We start from the raw sequence: 21,195 nt of genomic DNA, 5'->3' as shown, positions 1-21,195 counted from the left end.
CCCCCCGGCCATTGCCTGCCGGTGCAGCCCGAGGTCCACGTTTGACCTGATCCGCCCCCTCTACAATCGCAGGCTATGCAAGACAAGTACACCCACCTCGACGTCGAAGCCGCCGCACAGGCCCGCTGGACGGCCCGCGACGCCTACCGCGTCACCGAAGACCAGAGCAAAAAGAAGTTTTACGCCTGCTCCATGCTGCCCTACCCCAGCGGCAAACTGCACATGGGTCACGTGCGCAACTACACCATCAACGACATGCTCACGCGCCAGCTGCGCATGCGCGGCTACAACGTGCTCATGCCCATGGGCTGGGACGCCTTTGGCTTGCCCGCCGAAAACGCGGCGCTCAAGAACAAAGTGCCGCCCGCCAAGTGGACGTACGACAACATCGCGTACATGAAAAAGCAGATGCAGGCGATGGGCTTGGCCATCGACTGGTCACGCGAAGTCGCGACCTGCGACCCGACGTACTACAAATGGAACCAGTGGTTGTTCCTCAAGATGCTCGAAAAAGGCATCGCCTACCGCAAGACCCAGGTTGTGAACTGGGACCCGGTGGACCAGACCGTGCTGGCCAACGAACAAGTGATCGATGGCAAAGGCTGGCGCACAGGTGCCCCGGTCGAAAAGCGCGAGATTCCTGGTTATTACCTGAACATCACCGCTTACGCGCAAGAGCTGCTGGACCATGTGCAGATCGGCAACGACAAAGCCACTTTGAACGGCTGGCCCGACAAGGTTCGCCTGATGCAGGAAAACTGGATCGGCAAATCCGAAGGTGTGCGCTTTGCGTTCCCGCACAGCATTGCGGGCGCTGACGGTGCCTTGATCGGCGAGGGCAAGATGTACGTCTTCACCACCCGTGCCGACACCATCATGGGTGTGACGTTTTGCGCGGTGGCGGCCGAACACCCGCTGGCGCTGCACGCTGCTTCGACCAATCCCGCTTTGGCGGCTTTCTTGGAAGAGTGCAAAACCGGCGGCACGACCGAAGCCGAGCTGGCCACCCAAGAAAAGAAGGGCATGCCCACGGGCCTGTTCGTCACGCACCCACTGACCGGTGCGCAAGTAGAAGTCTGGGTTGGCAACTACGTGCTCATGAGTTACGGCGACGGTGCCGTCATGGGCGTGCCTGCGCACGATGAGCGTGACTTCGCGTTTGCACTCAAGTACGCGCTGCCGATCCAGCAGGTCGTGTCTGTCAAGGACCAGGCCTTTGACGACAAGACCTGGCAAGAGTGGTATGCCGACAAGCAAAACTGTGTGTGCGTCAACTCCGGCGAACTCGATGGCCTGACCCAGAAAGCCGCCGTCATCAAGGTGGCCGAACTGCTCGCCGCCAAAGACCTGGGCGAGAAGAAAACCACCTGGCGTCTGCGCGACTGGGGTGTGAGCCGCCAGCGCTACTGGGGCACGCCGATCCCGATCATCCATTGCGAGGAGCACGGCGCGGTGCCCGTGCCCGAAAAAGACCTGCCCGTGGTGCTGCCGCAAGACTGCATTCCTGACGGTTCGGGCAACCCGTTGCACAAGCACGAAGGTTTCCATGCGGGTGTGACCTGCCCCGTGTGCGGCAAGCCCGCCCGCCGAGAGACCGACACCATGGACACCTTCGTGGATTCGTCCTGGTACTTCATGCGCTACTGCGACCCGAACAACACCGAGAAGATGGTGGCAGGGGGTGCGGACTACTGGATGCCGATGGACCAATACATCGGTGGCATCGAACACGCCATTCTGCACCTGCTGTATGCGCGCTTTTGGACCAAGGTCATGCGTGATCTGGGTCTGGTCAAGGTGGACGAGCCCTTCAGCAAGCTGCTCACCCAGGGCATGGTGCTCAACCACATTTACTCGCGTCGCACCGCCAAAGGCGGCAAGGACTACTTCTGGCCACACGACGTGGAGCATGTGCTCGACGAGACCGGCAAAGTGGTGGGCGCCAAGCTCAAAAACGAAGCCGACAGCGGCGATGGGCGTCTGCCCGTGGGCACCGCCATCGACTACGAGGGCGTGGGCACCATGTCCAAGTCCAAGAACAACGGCGTGGACCCGCAGGACCTGATCGAAAAATACGGTGCAGACACCGCGCGCCTGTACACCATGTTCACCGCGCCCCCCGAGGTGACGCTGGAGTGGAACGATGCCGCCGTGGAAGGCAGCTACCGGTTCTTGCGCCGCGTGTGGAACTTTGGCGTCAAGCAAGAAGCCGCTTTGAAGGCGGGCATAGCGGTCGACCGCAGCCAAGCGGTGGACTTCAGCAAGGCCGCCAAGGCGCTGCGCCTGGATATCCACACCGTGCTCAAGCAGGCCAATTACGACTACGAGCGCATGCAGTACAACACCGTCGTCTCGGCGGTGATGAAGATGCTCAACACGCTGGAAGACGTGGCCTTGTCTGAAAGCCCCGAAGACGCGGCTGCTTTGGCTGAAGGCTTCTCGATCCTGCTGCGCGTGCTCTACCCCGCTTGCCCGCACATTGCGGAGCAGCTGTGGACCGAATTGGGCTACGCCGCTTGCTGCGGCGAACTGCTCGATGTGGCATGGCCTGGTGTGGACGAGTCGGCTTTGCAGCGCGATGAGCTTGAACTCATGCTGCAAATCAACGGCAAGCTGCGCGGTTCGATTCTGGTGCCTGCAACGGCTGACAAAGCGCAGATCGAAGCGGCAGCCCTGGCCAGCGAAGCCTTCGTCAAGCAGGCCGCAGGCGCTGCGCCCAAAAAGGTCATCGTGGTGCCAGGCCGTTTGGTCAACATCGTGGTGTGAACGCCTTGCGCCGCATGACCGCATCCCGTCGCCACGTTTTGCATGCCTTGGGCCTGTTGCCTGTGGCCGCGCTGCTGGTGGGCTGCGGCTTTCAGCTGCGTCAGGCGGGCGACTACGCCTTCAAGACCCTTTATGGCAATTTTTCTGCCACATCGCCCCTGGGAGTGGAGTTGCGCCGCAACTTGCTGGGCACTGGCCGCATCGATTTGTGGACCGACGCCAAGCAGATGCTCAAGGCCGATGCGATTCTTGACATCCTCGGAGAAGATCGCCAGCAGGTGATTGTGGGCATGAATGCTTCGGGGCAGATTCGCGAAATGCAATTGCGTTTACGCGTCAGATTCCGCTTGCGCACGCCGCAAGGCGTGGAGCTGATCGAGTCGGTCGAGCTGTACCAGCAGCGTGACCTGAGCTTCAGCGAAACGGCGGCGCTGTCCAAAGAGATCGAGATGGGCATGATGTACCGCGACATGCAGACCGACATCGTGCAGCAGATCATGCGGCGCCTGTCGGCCGTCAAGGCCCGACCCGTGCCCGCTCCCAAATCCTGAGCGCCTTCATGCAACTGGCCCTTCCACAGCTTGCTGCGCACCTGCAAAAGGGCTTGCGCAGCCTCTACACCTTGCACGGCAACGAAGCCTTGCTGATGCAGGAAGCTGCCGACACCATCCGTGCCAGCGCCCGCGCCCAGGGTTATACCGAGCGCTCGGTGCACACCGTGTCGGGTGCCCACTTTGACTGGAGCGAAGTGCTGGCCGCAGGCGGCTCGCTCAGCCTGTTTGCCGACAAGCAGATCGTCGAGGTACGCATTCCCACCGGCAAACCGGGCAAGGAAGGCAGCACCGCCATCCAGCAATTGGTGGCTTCGGCGCAAGGCAACGACTCGACCCTGACCCTGTTTTTACTGCCCAGCCTGGATGCGGCCACCAGAAAGGGGGCGTGGTTCACTGCACTCGAAGGCGGCGGCGTCGTGATTCCCGTCGAGCCAATCGAACGCCATGCCTTGCCCCAATGGATTGCCCAGCGCCTGCAACGCCAAGGGCAAAACGTGGCAGCAGGCGAAGAAGGCCAGCGCACCCTGCAGTTTTTTGCCGATCGGGTCGAAGGCAACCTGCTCGCGGCCCATCAGGAGATTCAAAAGCTCGGTTTGCTGCATCCGCCCGGCGAGCTGACGCAGGCACAAGTCGAATCGGCCGTGCTCAATGTGGCGCGCTACGACGTGTTCAAACTCTCTGAATCTGTGCTGGCCGGGCAAGTGGCCCGGGTGCAGCGCATGCTTGACGGCCTGCAGGCCGAAGGCGAGGCAGCCGTGCTGGTGCACTACACCATCGCCGAAGACATCCGCGCCTTGAAACGCGTCAAGGATGCCATCGCCGCAGGCAAACCCATGCCCATGGCCTTGCGCGAGCAGCGCGTGTGGGGGCCGCGCGAACGCCTGTTCGAGCGCGTATTGCCCCGCATGACCGAAGCCCGACTGAACGGCCTGCTGCAAGCGGCCCACCAGGTCGACGGCATCGTCAAAGGCCTGAAAGTGGCCGACTGGCCCACCGATCCTTGGCAAGCCCTGCAACGCCTGGCCGTGCGCTTTTCGCGCTTTTGCATCGTGCGCTGAGCCTGTCCCAGCGCCAAATAAGCGTTGCACGTCGGTCCATCCGTTTCACCGCCGAAAAAATCCCCCCGTAGGTCGGCACTCGAAGAGTCCGACATTTGCCCGATCACCTGCACCGCCTGCATGAGCCTGAGCGCATGGTTTGCCCATGTCGGGGTTTTCGACCACCGACCTACAAAACCCCAAGCCAGTGTCGTCGCAGCAATCAATGCACCCGTAGGTCGGCACTCGAAGAGTCCGACATTTGCCCGATCACCTGCACCGCCTGCATGGGCCTGAGCGCAGGGTTTGCCCATGTCGGAGTCTTCGACCACCGACCTACAAAACCCCAAACCCGTTTCGTCGCAGCAATCAATGCACCCGTAGGTCGGCACTCGAAGAGTCCGACATTTGCCCGTTCACCTGCACCGCCTGCATGGGCCTGAGCGCAGGGTTTGCCCATGTCGGAGTCTTCGACCACCGACCTACAAAACCCCAAGCCAGTGTCGTCGCAGCAATCAATGCACCCGTAGGTCGGCACTCAAAGAGTCCGACATTTGCCCGATCACCTGCACCACCTGCATGGGCCTGAGCGCGTGGCCCACCCATGTCGGGGTCTTCGACCACCGACCTACAAAACCCCAAGCCAGTGTCGTCGCAGCAATCAATGCACCCGTAGGTCGGCACTCGAAGAGTCCGACATTTGCCCGATCACCTGCACCGCCTGCATGAGCCTGAGCGCATGGTTTGCCCATGTCGGGGTTTTCGACCACCGACCTACAAAACCCCAAGCCAGTGTCGTCGCAGCAATCAATGCACCCGTAGGTCGGCACTCGAAGAGTCCGACATTTGCCCGATCACCTGCACCAGCTGCATGGGCCTGAGCGCGTGGCGTGCCCATGTCGGGGTCTTCGACCACCGACCTACAAAACTCCAAGTCACCGCTTGTCTGCGGCCTCGGTGCCGACCTGATAAACCCTCAAAGCAGCGACATATTTCTTTCAAAGAACCCGGCCGCCGCATCTGCGAAAATGACCCCATGACCGATCTGAACACCGCTGAACATGTGAAGGCCCTGGGGCTGCAGGCCAAGATAGCTTCTGCCTTGATGGCCAAGGCCTCGGCTGCTGTCAAGAACCAGGCCTTGCGCCGATTGGCTGATTTGCTGCGTGAAAACATTGATGCCTTGCAGCACGACAACGCCAAAGACTTGGCCCGTGCCCAGGCCAATGGCTTGTCTGAGCCCATGGTGGACCGCCTCAAGCTCACCCCCAAGGTGCTGGAGACCTGTGCCCAAGGCTGCGAACAGCTGGCCGCCATGCCCGACGTGATCGGCGAGATCCTGGGCATGAAGCAAATGCCCAGCGGCATCCGTGTGGGTCAGATGCGTGTGCCCATTGGCGTGTTCGGCATGATTTTCGAGAGTCGCCCGAATGTGACCATCGAAGCAGCCAGCCTCTCGATCAAGAGCGGCAACGCCTGCATCTTGCGCGGCGGCTCCGAGGCGATCGAGTCGAACAAGGCGCTGGCGTTGCTGGTGCAGCAAGCCCTGACCGAAAGCGGTTTGCCCGTCAACGCTGTGCAGCTGGTGCAAACCACCGACCGGGCCGCTGTGGGCCAGCTGATCACCTTGCCGCAGTATGTGGACGTGATCATTCCGCGTGGCGGCAAGGGCTTGATCGAGCGCATCAGCGCCGAGGCCAAAGTGCCCGTCATCAAGCACCTGGACGGCAATTGCCACACCTATGTGGACGAGCCCTGTGACATCGACATGGCGGTCCGCGTGGCCGACAACGCCAAGACCCAAAAGTACAGCCCCTGCAACGCGAGCGAAAGCCTGCTGGTGGCGCGCGGTGTGGCGGGTGAGTTTTTGCCCAAGATTGGCGCCATTTACGCAGCCAAAGGCGTCGAGATGCGTTGCTGCCCCAAGGCCAAGGCCATCTTGAGCCAGGTCAGCGGCGCGAACCTGAAAGACGCCACCGAGCAGGATTGGTCCGAGGAATACCTCGCGCCCATCATCAGCGTCAAGGTGGTTGAAGGGGTGGATGAGGCGATTGCCCACATCAACCACTACAGCAGCCACCACACCGAAGCCATCCTGACCCGCGACCACATGCACGCCCAGCGCTTTTTGCGCGAGGTGGACTCGTCCAGCGTCATGGTCAACGCCAGCACCCGTTTTGCCGATGGCTTCGAGTACGGGCTGGGGGCCGAAATCGGCATCAGCACCGACAAGTTCCACGCTCGGGGCCCGGTCGGCATCGAAGGCCTGACTTCGCTCAAGTACGTGGTGCTGGGCGAAGGTGAAGTCCGTACCTGAGCACACGAAACACAGCGGGGCTGTCCGGTGGGTTCTTGCAATGCCGCCAACCAGCCCCGTATGATCCCTTTGATTTTTCTGGTTCACTGAAGGCAAGTCCATGGTTCCTCATCTCGTCACCGCCCTGAACGGCCCCATCAATGAGCTGGAGCAGCGCATCCTCGACTCCATGCCCGCGATCGAGCGCTGGTTTCGCCTGGAGTGGATGGAGCACACGCCACCGTTTTACACCTCGGTGGACATCCGCAATGCGGGGTTCAAGCTGGCCCCGGTGGACACCAATCTGTATCCAGGCGGCTGGAACAACCTGACGCAGGAAATGCTGCCGTTGGCGGTGCAGGCGGCACAGGCAGCCATCGAAAAAATCTGCCCCGAGGCCAAAAACCTGCTGATCATTCCCGAAAACCACACGCGCAACACCTTTTACCTGACCAATGTGTTGCAGCTGCAGCGCATCTTCCACATGGCGGGCTTGAACGTGCGGGTGGGCTCGATCAACCCCGACATCAAGGAGCCGACCCGCATTGAGCTGCCCAACGGCGAGAGCATCACGCTCGAACCCGTGGTGCGCAGCAAACACCGCCTGGGCCTGAAAGACTTCGACCCCTGCACCATCTTGCTCAACAACGACCTGTCGGCCGGTGCCCCCGGCATTCTGGAAGAGCTGCACGAGCAATTTTTGCTGCCGCCTCTGCATGCGGGCTGGAGTGTGCGCCGCAAGACCAAGCACTTTCAGAGCTACGAGGAAGTGGCCAAGCGCTTTGGCAAGCTGCTGGGCATTGACCCCTGGCTGATCAACCCCATGTTCAGCCAGTGCGGCGATGTGAACTTTGCCGAAGGCACGGGCATGGAATGCCTGCGCAGCAATGTGGATGCGCTGCTCACCAAGATCAAGCGCAAATACAAGGAATACGGCATCAACGAAAAGCCGTTTGTGGTCGTCAAGGCCGACAACGGCACTTACGGCATGGGCATCATGACGGTGCGCGACGTGGCCGATCTGGACGCGCTCAACCGCAAGACCCGCAACAAGATGAACGTCATCAAGGACGGCCAGACCGTCAACGATGTGATCATCCAGGAAGGCGTGCTGACCAACGAGCGCATCAACGACGCGGTGGCCGAGCCGGTCGTCTACATGATGGACCGCTATGTGGTGGGTGGTTTTTACCGCGTGCATGCCGAACGCGGCGTGGACGAAAACCTCAACGCCCCGGGCGCCAGCTTTGTGCCTTTGGCCTTCGCCGACACCCCGCACCTGCCCCAGCCAGGCATCAAGCCCGGTGCCAGTGTGCCCAATCGTTTTTACATGTACGGTGTGATTGGCCGCCTGGCCATGTTGGCGGCCAGTTACGAGCTGGAAGCGACCGACCCCGAGGCCGAGGTGTACGACTGAAGTTGTTGCGCTGCAACAAATTGCACCAATCAAGGATGACATCTGTCCTTGATCAGGCGCAAAATAGCGCACATCTTAGTCATCAAAAGCCTGACCCCGGTCAGGCTGTTTTTTTGTGTCCTCATCCAAATCCTCACTCGCTGCCCTGACCCTGGGCGCCATTGGCGTGGTTTACGGCGACATCGGCACCAGCGTGCTTTACGCCATGAAAGAGGTCTTTGGCTCTGGCCATGTGCCCTTAACGTCCGAGAACATTTACGGCATTCTGTCCATCTTTTTCTGGACGCTGACCACCATCGTGTCGGTCAAATACGTGGTGCTGGTGCTGCGGGCCGACAACCACGGTGAGGGGGGGCTGGTCGCCATGTTGGCGCTCGCTTCTCAATCGGTCAAAGACCGGCCTCAATTGCGCAAGGTGTTGCTGGTCGTGGGCATCTTTGGTACCTGTCTGTTTTATGGTGACGGGGTGATCACCCCGGCGATTTCCGTCTTGTCCTCGGTGGAGGGGCTGGAAGTCATCTCCCCCACCTTCAAGAAATCGGTCATTCCACTGACCCTGGTGATCTTGTTTTTGCTGTTTTGGGTGCAAAAGCGCGGCACAGCCGGCATTGGCAAGTTCTTTGGTCCCATTACCCTGGTCTGGTTTTTCACGATTGCCCTGCTGGGCGTGTCGCAGATCGTGGATCACCCCGAGATTCTGTTCGCCATCAGCCCTCACTACGCCGTGGGTTTCATCTGGAACAACCCCGGCACCACCTTCATCATTTTGGGCGCCGTCGTTTTGTGCGTCACGGGTGGCGAGGCCTTGTATGCGGACATGGGGCACTTTGGCAAAAAGCCGATCCGTTTGGCCTGGTTCAGCGTGGTCATGCCGTGCCTGACCTTGAACTATTTCGGCCAAGGCGCATTGCTGTTGTCCAATCCCGAGGCCAAAGAAAATCCGTTCTTCATGATGGCCCCCGATTGGGCCTTGCTGCCCTTGGTGGGTTTGGCCACCATGGCCACGGTGATTGCTTCGCAGGCCCTCATTTCGGGAGCCTTCAGCGTCACCAAGCAGGTCATCCAGCTGGGCTATTTGCCGCGCTTGCAGGTGCAGCACACCAGCGAGACCGACACCGGCCAGATTTACATGCCTTTTGTGAACTGGGGCCTGTTCGCAGCGATTGTCATGGCGGTGGTCATGTTCAAGTCGTCGAGCAACCTGGCCGCAGCCTACGGCATCGCCGTATGTACTGACATGCTGATCACCACGGTGCTGACGTTCTTTGTGATTCGTTATGCCTGGAAATTGCCGCTGGCACTGTGCATCGGCGCGACCGGTTTTTTCTTTGCGGTCGATCTGGCTTTCTGGGCATCCAACTTGCTCAAATTGTTCGATGGTGGCTGGTTCCCCTTGCTCATTGGCGCAGCCGTGTTCACCCTCATGCTGACTTGGCACGATGGCCGACGTTTGCTCAATGACTCCTTGCGCTCAGATGCTTTTCGACTCAACGACTTTCTGGAAGCTGTGTTTGTGGCCCCACCCACGCGCGTGGAGGGCACAGCCGTTTTTCTGAGCTCTGAACCCGGAAACGTGCCCAACGCATTGCTGCACAACCTCAAGCACAACAAAGTCTTGCACCAGCGCAACCTGTTTGTCACGGTGCGCAGCCACGAAATCCCGCGCACGGATGCAGACAAGCGCCTCGAAGTGACGCCGCTGGGCCATGACTGCTGGCAAGTCATCGTCAACTACGGCTTCAAGGACAACCCCGATTTGCCCACAGCCTTGGCATCCATTGAGGGAGATGGCTACAAAATCGACCCGATGATGACCAGCTACTTCCTGTCGCGAGACATCGTGATCCCGACCATTGGCGGCGGCATGGCCACCTGGCGCGAAAAGCTTTTTGCGCAGATGCACCACAACGCCAGCGCGGCGGCCGAGTTCTTGAACTTGCCGACCAACGCGGTGGTGGAATTGGGCTCAAAAATCGAGATTTGACAAGCCTTCTCCCGTCATGGGCACAGCGCTTGAAGGTCGGCACTCGCAGAGTTCGACCTTATGGTTTAGCGCAGCGATCTGTCCTGGGGCGCTCCAAAAAACAATTGCCGCATTGGCGCCATGCAAAAAACCACCCATTTGCTGTACCTCCACGGTTTTCGGTCTTCGCCGCAGTCGGTCAAAGCCAGGCAAATGGCCGCCCTTGTCGCAGCGCAGCACCCCCATGTGAGCTGGTGGTGCCCTCAGTTGCCTGCTTCGCCCCGTCAAGCCATCAAGATGCTGTTGTCGGGGCTGGCTGACTGGCCCTTGGCAAGCACCGCCCTGATGGGCTCTTCTTTGGGTGGTTTTTATGCCACCTGGCTGGCCCACCACCTGGGCTGTCCAGCGGTGTTGATCAACCCGGCCGTCCACCCTTCGCGCGATCTGGCGGGCTACATCGGCGAGCACCCGGCGTGGCACGATCCTTCTCAAAGCATCTTTTTCGATGCAGCCTATGTGCAAGAACTGGCCGATCTGGAGACTCAACCCCAGTCCAGCCCTGTGGACACCCTGGCTGTGATCGCCCAAGGTGACGAGGTCCTGGACTGGCGTGAGATGCTGGCCGCCCACCAGGGTGGACGGGTGCGACTGATCGAGGGCGGCGACCATGCCCTGAGTGATTTTGACGAGCACTTGCCCGAAATCCTGGAATTTCTGCGATTGGCCTGAGCGCTGTCCGCAGAAAGTTCAAGGGGCATGGGAAAATCAGGGCATGTACGTACTATTTGAAGATGCCGGCAAATTCATGGCCGGTCGGGTGATGTCAGAGGCCGACGCCTCCGCCCAAGTCGAACTGGACTCCGGTAAACGGGTCAAAGTCAAGGCAGCGAACATGCTGCTCAAGTTCGAAAAACCCACGCCCGCCGCCTTGCTCAGCGAGGCCACAGCCTTGAGCCAGAGCATTGAGCTGGAGCTGGCCTACGAATTCGCTGCGGACGAAGAGTTCGGCTTTGCAGATCTGGCCCGCGATTACTTCAGTACGGGCGCCACCACGGTGGAGCAGGTGGCCGCTTTGCTGCGCCTGCACGAGGCGCCGCACTATTTCCGCCGTGCAGGCAAAGGCCGCTTTCGTAAAGCCCCAGCCGAGATCGTGCAGCAGGCCCTGGCCGCCATCGAGAAAAAGAAGCAGGTGCAGGCGCAGATCGAGGCTTGGTCTGCCGACCTGGTGGCGGGCCGTTGCCCTGAGCCCATCCGCGAGCAGCTGTACAAAATCCTGTTTCGCCCCGACAAGAACACCCCTGAATACAAGGCCGTGGTCGAGGCCAGCAAAAGCAGCCAGACCGCCCCTTTGGATTTGCTGCAAAACGCAGGCGCCATCGCTTCGGCCTGGGATTTCCATTGGCAGCGTTTCCTGTTTGACCTGTTTCCCAAGGGCACCGGTTTTCCGGCCTTGCAGGCGCCCGCCATTCAGGACGAACTGCCGTTGGCCCCCGTGCAGGCTTTCTCGATCGACGACTCGCACACCACGGAAATCGACGATGCCCTGTCCCTGCAAGGCCTGGGCAGCGGCACGGTCACCGTGGGCATCCACATCGCCGCCCCCGGTCTGGCCTTGACGCCCGGCAGCCCGATTGACCAGCTGGGCCGTGCGCGCCTGTCCACGGTCTACATGCCAGGCTACAAAATCACCATGTTGCCCGACAGTGTGGTGCAGACCTACACCCTGATTGAAGGGCGTGACTGCCCGGCTGTGTCGCTGTATGTGACTTTCAATGAGGCCGACCTCGAGGTGCAAAAAACCGAAACGCGGTTGGAGCGTGTGTCGATCCTCGCCAATTTGCGGCACGACCAGCTCGATCAGACCATCACCCGTGAATGGCTGGAGGCCGAACAAGCCGAGACCCCGGCCGATTTGCCGGTAGACCGTGCCACGCTGGGCTTTTTCTGGCGCCTGGCGCAAACCCTCAAGGCGCGCCGCGAAGTGGTGCGCGGCAAGCCAGAAAACTTCAATCGCCCCGATTACAGCTTCAAGATCGACCGTCCCAGCAACGAACTGCCTCCCAGCGGCGAAGAGACGGTGCTGATTGGTACCCGCCAGCGCGGTGCCCCGCTCGATTTGATGGTGGCCGAGGCCATGATTTTGGCCAACAGCACCTGGGGCCAATGGATGGCCCAGCTGGGCGTGCCCGGCATCTACCGCAGCCAGGCCAGCATGGCGCCTGGCGTCAAGGTGCGCATGGGCACCAAGGCCCTGCCGCATGCCGGCATTGGCGTGCCCAGCTACGCCTGGAGCACCTCGCCCCTGCGCCGTTACACCGATCTGGTCAACCAGTGGCAGATCATTGCCTGTGCCCGCCACGGCGCCACGGCGGCACTGGCGGCCCCTTTCAAGCCCAAGGATGCCGAGCTTTTTTCCATCATCAGCGGCTTTGATGCGGCCTACAGCGCCTACAACAGCGTGCAATCGAGCATGGAGCGTTACTGGACGCTGCGCTACGTGCAGCAGCAAGGCATCGAAGAGCTGGAGGCCAGTCTGGTCAAGGAAATGGGCGGCGGCATCTGGCTGGTGCGGGCCGACAGCCTGCCGCTGATGCTCAGCGTCATGGGGGCTCAGGGTCTGGCCCGGGGTGCCCGTGTACGCGTCAAACTGGGCGACATTGACCTCATGGCACTCGATGTGAGCGGCACCGTGACGGCGCATCTGGACCTGCCAGAGGCGACCGAGGGCAGTAAAGCCGACGCAGCGCAAGACGATGAGGAAGACGATGAAGCCATGGCCGCAGGGCCATTGACCATTGCCGTGGATCTGAATGACAGCACTCCAAGCGATGCAAGCTGAAGACACCTCTTTGCCAGCCCCCGAGGAAAGCAAGCCATCTCCCCACAGGGGCTTGACTTGGGCTTTGGCGTTTTCTGTGGCGGTGCACCTGGGCTTGGTCACGCTGCGCTTTGCCGCACCCGAAACCTACAACCGGGTGTTTGCGGACACGCCACTCGAAGTGGTGTTGGTCAATGCCCGCAGCGAGGACAAACCCGACGATGCACAGGTCTTGGCTCAGGTGCGACTGGCGGGGGGCGGGCAAGTGCCTGATGTCAGTCTGTCCAGCACACCTTTGCCACCGGCACTGGAAACCGAAGCGGGCACTGACATCAGTGAAATGCAGCGCAAAATTGAGGCGCTGAAAATGCAGCAAATGCGTTTGCTGACCCAGCTCAAGGACGAGTTGGCTGTGCTTTCCCGGGACAACGCTGGCGACAAAGTCGACAGTCCCGACCGTCAGGCCCGCGAAGAGCGCAAGCAGCAGCTGGCCCGACAACTGGCGCGCATCGAACAGCGGGTGGTGCAAACCCAGGGCGCGGCCCGTAAGCGCTACATCAGCCCTGCCACCAAAGAGGTGGTGTATGCGCTTTACTACGACAAAATGCGCCGGACGATTGAGCAGCAAGGCACCTTGAATTTTCCGGAGTCGGGGGGCGAAAAACTCTATGGCCAGCTGACCATGATCATCACGGTGGACAGCAAAGGCCTGCTGTTGAAAACCGAAGTGGCCAGCTCTTCCCGAAACCCTTTGCTGGATGAGCGGGCCATCGCCATCGTGCGCAGTTCGGCACCGTTTGGCGAATTCAACAAAAAAATGCGCCAGCAGGCCGACCAGATCGTGGTGGTCACGCGCTTCAATTTCTCGCGTGATGACACGCTGGAAACCCGCATGCTGGCCCCCGATCCCGACAAAAAGTGACCAAGGGATAAAGTTCACCGATGCGTGCATTAGGACGTTGTTTGTTGCTGGTGGTCCTGGCTTTTGCCGGATTGCAGCTGTTTTTTGTCTTGCGCATCGCTTGCATGGCGGTGTGGATGCCCGAGTCCACCACGTTTGAGCGCTCGCAAATCTGGCAAATTGTCAGTCGGCAGGGGCGGCTGCCCTGGCGCCAGGAGGTGGTCGAATTCAAGGCCATTTCCCCCTTGCTGCAACGTGCGGTCATGGCCTCTGAAGACAGTGCATTCACGCAACACAACGGCATCTGGTGGGAGTCGCTGGAAAAAGCCTGGGACAAAAACGCCAAAGCCAAAGCCCAGGCCGAACAGCGTGCCCAGCGCAGGCCCGATACGAAGCCCGCCGCGGTGAAGATTGTGGGCGGCTCCACCATCACCCAGCAGCTGGCCAAAAACCTGTTGCTCTCTGGTGAGCGCACCTTGCTGCGCAAAGGCCAGGAAATGCTGCTGACCCTGACCCTGGAAACCCTGCTCAGCAAGCGACGCATTTTGGAGATTTACCTCAACAGCGTGGAGTGGGGCGAGGGTGTGTTTGGCGCCGAAGCTGCGGCCCAGCATTACTTTCGCAAAAGTGCGGCGCGCCTGACCGCCTGGGAGGCAGCTCGTTTGGCGGTGATGCTGCCCCGACCCCGTTACTTTGAAAAGTTGCCCCAGTCGGCCTACCTGACCAGTCGGGCAGAAACCATCATGGCCCGCATGAACGATGTGGCCCTGCCATGAGCAGCCTGACCACCTCGGCGCCCCAAACCCTGCGCATCCTGGGCATTGACCCGGGCTTGCAAACCACGGGCTTTGGCGTGCTCGACATGACCGGCTCCAAGCTCCAATACGTGGCCAGCGGGGTGATCGAGACCACCCGCGAAGAAATGGGCAACCTGCCTGCCCGCTTGAAAGTGCTGTACGACGGCATCCGCGAAATCCATGCGCGCTACCAACCCGATGTGGCCTCGGTGGAAATCGTTTTTGTCAACGTCAACCCCCAGGCCACTTTGTTGCTGGGCCAGGCACGCGGTTGCTGCGTCACGGCACTGGTGTCTTGCGACTTGCCCGTGGCCGAATACACCGCCTTGCAGATGAAGCAGTCCGTCACCGGCCATGGCCGGGCCGCCAAATCGCAGGTGCAGGAGATGGTCAAACGCTTGCTGCAATTACCGGTGGTGCCCCGTCAGGACGCCGCCGACGCACTGGGCATGGCCATCACCCACGCCCACGCCAGCCCGTCCATGAACAAACTCGCCGCCCAAGGGGTGCTCAACCGCAAAACCCATGGCATGTTCAGAAGCGGCCGCAGCCATTGACGCCGCAGTCTCAGCCCTGACCGACGATGCGGCCGCCGTGTATTTGTAGGTCGGTGGTCGAAGACCCCGACATTTGGGTATTGAGGCCAGGGCTCTTAAGGCGTGTGGTGGTTGTTGTGCGGGCATCTGCCGGACTCTGCGAGTGCCGACCTCCGGGTATGCGGTGATTTGTAGGTCAACGATCGAAGACCCCGACCATTAAAAATGCGGTTAGACCGGTGTGAACGCCAGGCGCACGTAAATGGGCGCAAAGGCTTCGGCCTGGGTGATTTCGATCAGGGTTTCTTTGGCCAATTCGAGCAAGGCGATGAAGGTGACGACCAACACGGGCGTGCCTTGGGTGGGGTCGAAGAGGTTTTCAAACTCGACAAATTTGCGGCCTTGCAGGTGCTTGAGCACGATGCTCATGTGCTCGCGCACGCTGAGCTCTTCGCGGCTGATCTTGTGGTGCTGGACCAAATTGGCGCGCTTGAGAATGTCGCGCCAGGCCGATTGCAGCTCTTCCATGTTCACATCCGGAAAACGCGGCTGCAGGCTTTGCTCGATGTAGACCTGCGTCTTGAGGAAGTCCCGGCCGTAGTGGGGCAAGGCGTTCAGTTGCATGGAAGCCAGCTTCATCTGCTCGTATTCGAGCAGGCGGCGCACCAGTTCGGCCCGGGGGTCTTCGGCTTCCTCGCCTTCGGCCACTTTTTTGGGCGGCAGCAGCATGCGCGACTTGATTTCAATCAGCATGGCGGCCATCAGCAGGTATTCGGCGGCCAGCTCCAGGTTGCGTGCCCGGATTTCATCGACATAGCTCAGGTACTGGCGCGTCACCCCGGCCATGGGGATGTCGAGGATGTTGAAGTTCTGCTTGCGGATCAGGTAGAGCAGCAAGTCCAGTGGCCCCTCGAATGCCTCCAGAAACACCTCCAGCGCATCCGGCGGGATGTACAAGTCGGTGGGCATCGAAAACAGCGGCTCGCCATACAAGCGGGCGAGTGCCACCTGGTCCACCACCTGCGGCATGGTCGCAGTCGATGGCGCTTGCAACTCGGGCAGTGCAGTCGGCTCGGTGGGGTGGGTCATCAGGCTGTGGGGCGTGCGCGTCGGTCAAGGGGTGGATGTCACCCCCGCAGGCGTTCAGGACTGTGTTTGGTACACGTAGGGTTTTTGGGTCACGCGGGCGGCTTTGAACTCTTGCTGGGCGTTGCGGTCCACCGCTTTGTCCCACAGCAAGGCGCGGCCTTCGCGCTGCTGTGCTTCGAGCTCGGGGTGTTGGGCCTTGAGCTGGTCGATGAACTGGGTGGTATCAGAGGCGTAGTCAGGTCGGCGGAAAAAAGACATGTGGAGGCTTTCTGGGAAGCAAAAAATCAGTGAAAGAGGGACGCGGCACAGGCTCGGTAGGATGGCCAAGGACGGGCAAACAGCCGCCCATCACCGGGAGTCGGCCATTTTACCGGGCGCAGGGGTGAGCAGGCTGACAGCGCGATTCAGACCGGCAGACAGATCGGGCGCCAGCTGACCGTCCAGCAGTTCCAGCATGCCGCTGCGTCGGGCAATGTCCAGCGGTTGATGCAGCAAGCCGCAGATGATCAATTGCACTTGTTTTTTGTGGCAAGTGTCGATCAGGTTCACCAGGGCATCGGCGCCGGAGGAGTCGACATAAATCACGTTTTTCAGGTCCACCACCAAGACCGGGGTGCTGATTTTGTCTTCGATCTCTTCAATCAGCTTGACGGCGCCAAAGAACAACGCGCCGTAAATCCGCCAGGCCTGGATGTGGGCCTCATGGCCTTCCAGCGTGGGGTGTTCATAACGGGTCACGGTCTCGCTGCGGCTCAAGCTGGAGATGCGGTAAATAAAAGTCAGGCACGCGGCCACCAGACCCACTTCGACCGCCACCGTCAGGTCAAACACCACGGTGAGGAAAAACACCGCCAGCAAGGTGATGCGGTAAGGCAGGCGAAATTGCCGCAGGTGCAAAAACTCGCGCCACTCGCCCATGTTCCAGGCCACAAACATCAAGATGGCGGCCAGGGCGGCCAGGGGCACATGGCCTGCCAGCGGCGCGGCCACCAGCACCACGGCCAGCAAGGTCAGGGCATGCACCATGCCTGCAATCGGGCTGGTGCCGCCGCTTTTGATGTTGGTCACCGTGCGGGCAATGGTGCCCGTGGCGGGCATGCCCCCAAAAAATGGGGTCACGAAATTGGCCACGCCTTGCGCCATCAGCTCCTGGTTGGGGTTGTGCCGGTCGCCGATCATGCCGTCGGCGATGCGGGCGCACAGCAGCGATTCAATGGCGCCCAGCAAGGCCAGCGTGAGGGTGGGCATGAGCAAAAAGCGGGCGCTGTCCCAGCTGAAGTCGGGCCATTGCAAACCGGGCATGGCCGCCGGGATGCCACCGAACTTGCTGCCAATGGTCTCGACCGGCAAGGACAGGCCCAGACAGGCGAAGGTGGCAAACACCAGGGCAATGATGGAGCCCGGCACCATGCTGATCCACTGGTAGCGGGTGCCGTCCAGGCGTCGGCTCAGGCGCATCCAGCCCACCACCAGGGACAAAGAGCCCAGCGCCACCAGCAAGGCGGCCAGGTTGGTGGTGTGCAGGTTCTGGCTCAAGCTGTTCAGGATGCCGAAGAAATCGGCCGGCATGGCGACAATTTTGAGCCCCAGAAAGTCCTTGATCTGCGACAGCATGATGAGCACCGCGATGCCATTGGTAAAACCAATCACCACCGACACCGGGATGAAACGGATCAGCGTGCCCAGCCGAAACACGCCCATCAAGAACAACAAGACCCCCGACATGGCCGTGGCCAAAATCAGATTGGCCAAGCCGTAGCGCTCCAAAATGCCGTAGACGATGACGATGAAGGCGCCCGCCGGGCCGCCGATCTGAACCGGGCTGCCGCCCAGCGCAGAAATCAGGAAACCCGCAATGATGGCGGTGAACAGCCCGGCTTCAGGCTTGAGGCCGGAGGCAATCGCAAAAGCCATGGCCAGCGGCAAGGCCACCACCCCCACCGTGAACCCGGCACCGATGTCGCGCATCAGGCGCTGCCGGTTGTAGCCTTGCAGGCTGTCGATCAATCGAGGGTGGAAAAAAGAGAACGCAAAGCGGGTCATGACGGGTCAGTGAATGCGGGCATTGGAAAAGGCGGCTGCACGTTGGCGCAGGTCATCCATCAGTGGGCGCAAACTCAGCAGCCACAGCAAAGCCGCCAATGGCAGCGTGGTGATGTAACCCAGTGTTTTGAAGCCCAATGCGCCGATCAGGCCCCCCAGCAAAAAGCTCAGCACCAGGCTGCTGTGCATGCGCAAGCGTTGACGGTTGGCGCGCACAGGGGCGTCAATGCGCAAGCGGTTGATATACAGCAACTTGCCCAATTCAATGCCAATGTCGGTGACCAGGCCGGTGATGTGGGTGGTGCGGATTTCGGAATGGGAGATTTTGGTGATGACCGCGTTTTGCAAACCCATGATGAAGCACAGCAAAACCACCGTCATGGGCATGAAAACCTGGGACCAGGACGTGATGGCCGCCCCAAACAGGCCAAAAACCAGCAAAGCCAGGGATTCCAGCAACAGCGGCAGGCTGTAGCTGCTGCGCAGCTGTTTGCGCAGCCCCCAGTTGACCATGATGGCGGTGCACATGGCGCCCAGCACAAAAGCGATCAGGCAGGCCAGTCCGGCCAAGACGAGAACGCCATGACCCAGCACCAGGTCGTCCGCAATGGACGACACGATGCCCGTCATGTGCGAGGTGTAACGGCCCACGGCCAGAAAACCTCCGGCGTTGGTGGCCCCCGCTACAAAACAAAGCACCCACCCCAGACGCAAATTGACTTGAGGGTTTCGCTGCACATCGGTCCATCCTCGAATCAGGGGAAACATGTGCAGGGGCTTTCCGTGAAATGCAGATCAGTGAATCCGCATGCCGGGCTTGGCGCCGGGCCAGGGGTGCAGTACATGAATGCCGGGTTCGGCTTTTTCGTCGGCATGGCTGGCGGCCAGCACCATGCCTTCGCTGATACCGAACTTCATCTTGCGCGGGGCCAGATTCGCCACCATCACCGTGAGTTTGCCGATCAGGTCTTCGGGCTTGTACATGCTGGCGATGCCACTGAACACATTGCGGGTCTTGCCCTCACCCACGTTAAGGGTCAGGCGCAAGAGCTTGACCGAGCCTTCCACCGGTTCGCAGTTGACGATCTCGGCGATGCGCAAATCGACCTTGGCGAAGTCATCGATGCTGATGGTGGGGGCGATCTCTTCACCGCCGGGGATGGTCTTTTCTTCCACCACGGCAGGCGGCTCGAACAGGGCTTCGAGTTGCTCGGGCGTGACGCGTTGCATCAGGTGCTGGTAAGGCTGAATGCGGGTCACATACCCGGTGGTGTCCCAGTTTTGCATGGGGGTGCCTGTGAAGGCTTCAACAGCTTGCGCAAGCGATGGCAGCACCGGCGCCAAGTAGCGGCTCAGCTCGGCAAAGGCGTTGATGAGCAGCGAACACACTTGGTGCAGGGCTTCGTTGTTGGCGGCGTCTTTGGCCAAGTCCCAGGGCTTGTGTTGGTCGACATAGGCGTTGACTTTGTCGGCCAGCAGCATGATTTCACGGGTGGCTTTGCCGAACTCGCGTGCGTCATAGGCCTGGGCGATGCTGTCTTTCGCTGTGTGGATGTCATACAGCAGCACGCTGCCTTGCTCGCCAAACGAGGCGGTCAGCTGGCCCTCAAACCGCTTGGTCAAAAAGCCCGCTGCACGGCTGGCGATGTTGACGAATTTGCCAATCAAATCGCTGTTCACGCGCAGCATGAAGTCTTCCGCGTTGAAGTCCACGTCTTCGTTGCGGTTGTTGAGCTTCGTGGCCAGGTAGTAACGCAGCCACTCGGGGTTCATGCCCAAGCTCAGGTACTTGAGCGGGTCCAGGCCCGTGCCCCGGCTCTTGCTCATTTTTTCGCCGTTGTTCACCGTCAGGAAGCCGTGCACGTTCACCTTGTTGGGCGTCTTGCGGCCGGAAAAGTGCAGCATGGCGGGCCAAAACAGCGTGTGAAAGGTCACGATGTCCTTGCCGATGAAGTGGATCTGCTCCAGATTCGGGTTGGCCATGTAGGCGTTGTAGTCTTCGCCACGCTTGTCCAGCAGGTTTTTGAGCGACGCCAGGTAGCCCACAGGCGCGTCCAGCCAGACATAAAAGTACTTGCCCGGCGCGTCAGGAATTTCGATGCCGAAGTAAGGTGCGTCGCGCGAAATGTCCCAATCACCCAGGCCCTCACTGGTCGAGCCGTCGGGGTTGGTGCGCACGCTGAACCACTCTTTGACCTTGTTGGCCACTTCGGGTTGCAGCTTGCCGTCTTGCGTCCAATGGGTCAAAAACTCCACGCAACGTGGGTCGGACAGCTTGAAGAAAAAATGCTCTGAGGTTTTCAGCTCAGGTTTGGCACCCGACAGGGCCGAGAACGGGTTGATCAGGTCGGTGGGGGCGTACACCGCGCCGCAGACTTCGCAGTTGTCGCCGTACTGGTCCTTGGCGTGGCACTTGGGGCACTCGCCCTTGATGAAGCGGTCGGGCAGGAACATGTTCTTTTCGGGGTCAAAGAACTGTTCTACGGCGCGCACTTCGATCAGCGAGCCGCCTTTGTCCAAGGGGATGTCGCGCAGGTCACGGTAAATCTGGCGGGCCAGCTCGTGGTTTTCGGGGCCATCGGTGCTGTGCCAGTTGTCAAAAGCGATGTGAAAACCGTCCAGATACGGCTTGCGGCCGGCTGCGATGTCGGCCACGAACTGCTGGGGCGTCTTGCCCGCCTTTTCGGCGGCGATCATGATCGGCGCGCCGTGCGTGTCGTCGGCACCCACAAAGTTGACCTGGCTGCCCTGCATGCGCTGGTACCGCACCCAGATGTCGGCCTGGATGTATTCCATGATGTGGCCGATGTGGAAATTGCCGTTGGCATACGGCAAGGCGGTGGTGACGAAAAGCTGGCGGGGCGCGTTGGGGGCAGACATGGTGGGGCAACTTGTAGGGGAATCGGTGATTTTAGGGTGTACCGGGCTGCATATCGTTAAACTGCCCCCCATTCTTGGATAGCTCAGAAAGCATCAGA

16 protein-coding genes are annotated in these 21,195 nt (G+C 60.5%); 11 read left to right on the top strand and 5 right to left on the bottom strand.

Going from position 1 to position 21,195, the window contains the following annotated elements:
* Positions 1 to 75: 75 nt before the first annotated feature.
* The 11 genes from leuS to ruvC all read left to right on the top strand — a co-directional run bounded on the left by leuS (position 76) and on the right by ruvC (position 15,106).
* Positions 76 to 2,766 carry a leucine--tRNA ligase gene (gene leuS, locus B9Z51_RS04305; protein ID WP_108372064.1) on the top strand — a complete coding sequence of 897 codons (2,691 nt, stop codon included), beginning with the start codon at positions 76 to 78 and terminating at the stop codon, positions 2,764 to 2,766.
* Positions 2,767 to 2,780: 14 nt separating this feature from the next.
* Positions 2,781 to 3,317, top strand: coding sequence for an LPS assembly lipoprotein LptE (gene lptE, locus B9Z51_RS04300; RefSeq protein WP_108372727.1), 537 nt, complete (start codon positions 2,781 to 2,783; stop codon positions 3,315 to 3,317).
* Between the two features lie 8 nt (positions 3,318 to 3,325).
* On the top strand, positions 3,326 to 4,378 hold the full coding sequence (holA, locus tag B9Z51_RS04295) for a DNA polymerase III subunit delta (RefSeq protein WP_108372062.1): 1,053 nt from the start codon (positions 3,326 to 3,328) through the stop codon (positions 4,376 to 4,378).
* A 1,015-nt stretch (positions 4,379 to 5,393) separates the two neighbouring features.
* Positions 5,394 to 6,674, top strand: a complete 1,281-nt coding sequence (locus B9Z51_RS04290; RefSeq protein WP_108372060.1) for a glutamate-5-semialdehyde dehydrogenase — start codon at positions 5,394 to 5,396, stop codon at positions 6,672 to 6,674.
* Positions 6,675 to 6,774: 100 nt separating this feature from the next.
* Positions 6,775 to 8,070, top strand: coding sequence for a glutamate--cysteine ligase (gshA, locus tag B9Z51_RS04285; RefSeq protein ID WP_108372058.1), 1,296 nt, complete (start codon positions 6,775 to 6,777; stop codon positions 8,068 to 8,070).
* Between the two features lie 115 nt (positions 8,071 to 8,185).
* Positions 8,186 to 10,054, top strand: coding sequence for a potassium transporter Kup (locus tag B9Z51_RS04280; RefSeq protein ID WP_199227443.1), 1,869 nt, complete (start codon positions 8,186 to 8,188; stop codon positions 10,052 to 10,054).
* Between the two features lie 120 nt (positions 10,055 to 10,174).
* The gene (locus tag B9Z51_RS04275; protein ID WP_108372056.1) at positions 10,175 to 10,762 is read left to right on the top strand and encodes a YqiA/YcfP family alpha/beta fold hydrolase; all 588 of its coding nucleotides are present in this window, start codon (positions 10,175 to 10,177) and stop codon (positions 10,760 to 10,762) included.
* Positions 10,763 to 10,805: 43 nt separating this feature from the next.
* On the top strand, positions 10,806 to 12,872 hold the full coding sequence (locus tag B9Z51_RS04270; protein ID WP_108372054.1) for a ribonuclease catalytic domain-containing protein: 2,067 nt from the start codon (positions 10,806 to 10,808) through the stop codon (positions 12,870 to 12,872).
* Positions 12,844 to 13,773, top strand: a complete 930-nt coding sequence (locus B9Z51_RS04265) for an energy transducer TonB (protein ID WP_233254811.1) — start codon at positions 12,844 to 12,846, stop codon at positions 13,771 to 13,773. Before B9Z51_RS04270 ends, B9Z51_RS04265 begins: the two co-directional genes overlap by 29 nt.
* Before the next feature lie 20 nt (positions 13,774 to 13,793).
* Positions 13,794 to 14,528, top strand: coding sequence for a monofunctional biosynthetic peptidoglycan transglycosylase (gene mtgA / locus B9Z51_RS04260; RefSeq protein ID WP_108372050.1), 735 nt, complete (start codon positions 13,794 to 13,796; stop codon positions 14,526 to 14,528).
* A 29-nt stretch (positions 14,529 to 14,557) separates the two neighbouring features.
* The gene (ruvC, locus tag B9Z51_RS04255) at positions 14,558 to 15,106 is read left to right on the top strand and encodes a crossover junction endodeoxyribonuclease RuvC (RefSeq protein WP_108372724.1); all 549 of its coding nucleotides are present in this window, start codon (positions 14,558 to 14,560) and stop codon (positions 15,104 to 15,106) included.
* Positions 15,107 to 15,316: 210 nt separating this feature from the next.
* Here ruvC and B9Z51_RS04250 read toward each other — a convergent pair whose 3' ends face one another.
* The 5 genes from B9Z51_RS04250 to metG form a co-directional block, all read right to left on the bottom strand.
* Entirely contained in the window at positions 15,317 to 16,114 is a 798-nt protein-coding gene (locus B9Z51_RS04250) for a ScpA family protein (RefSeq protein ID WP_233254846.1), read from the bottom strand.
* Between the two features lie 114 nt (positions 16,115 to 16,228).
* The gene (locus tag B9Z51_RS04245; RefSeq protein WP_108372046.1) at positions 16,229 to 16,432 is read right to left on the bottom strand and encodes a DUF3460 family protein; all 204 of its coding nucleotides are present in this window, start codon (positions 16,430 to 16,432) and stop codon (positions 16,229 to 16,231) included.
* Between the two features lie 90 nt (positions 16,433 to 16,522).
* Entirely contained in the window at positions 16,523 to 18,217 is a 1,695-nt protein-coding gene (locus tag B9Z51_RS04240) for a SulP family inorganic anion transporter (protein WP_108372044.1), read from the bottom strand.
* A gap of 6 nt (positions 18,218 to 18,223) precedes the next feature.
* Positions 18,224 to 18,985: a YoaK family protein gene (locus B9Z51_RS04235; RefSeq protein WP_108372042.1), complete on the bottom strand. Its 762-nt coding sequence runs from the start codon at positions 18,983 to 18,985 to the stop codon at positions 18,224 to 18,226.
* Positions 18,986 to 19,012: 27 nt separating this feature from the next.
* Complete coding sequence (gene metG, locus B9Z51_RS04230; protein ID WP_108372040.1) at positions 19,013 to 21,097, bottom strand: methionine--tRNA ligase; 2,085 nt, start codon at positions 21,095 to 21,097, stop codon at positions 19,013 to 19,015.
* Positions 21,098 to 21,195: the final 98 nt, after the last annotated feature.

The sequence above is a fragment of the Limnohabitans sp. T6-5 genome, assembly GCF_003063315.1.
GTDB lineage: Bacteria > Pseudomonadota > Gammaproteobacteria > Burkholderiales > Burkholderiaceae_C > Limnohabitans_A.
This window is presented reverse-complemented; position numbering and strand designations above follow the sequence as displayed.